The following is a 232-nucleotide window of genomic DNA, read 5'->3' as shown; positions in this document are numbered from 1 at the left end:
CCGTTGTAGTCCGGCGGGTTGTGGCTGAAGGTGACGGCAACGCAGCTGCCGGCACGCAGGTGGTAGCTGGCGAAGTACACCACCGGGGTGGGCGCCAGGCCGTTGTCGGTGACATCGCAGCCGGCGCGGCGCAGGCCTTCGATCAGGCTGGCGCTCAGTTCCGGGCCGGACAGGCGGCCCTCACGGCCCACCACGATGTCGCGCAGCCCCTGCACCTGCAGCACCGAGCCGA

Annotated in this window: 1 pseudogene; it reads right to left on the bottom strand. The window is 71.1% G+C overall.

Features of this window, described 5'->3' with window-relative positions:
- Nucleotides 1-232 (bottom strand): annotated as a pseudogene (locus tag ACQG3P_RS24640) (phosphomannomutase/phosphoglucomutase); the annotation flags it as partial.

The sequence above is a fragment of the Stenotrophomonas sp. SrG genome (assembly GCF_050031795.1).
Taxonomy (GTDB): domain Bacteria; phylum Pseudomonadota; class Gammaproteobacteria; order Xanthomonadales; family Xanthomonadaceae; genus Stenotrophomonas; species Stenotrophomonas rhizophila_A.
This window is presented reverse-complemented; position numbering and strand designations above follow the sequence as displayed.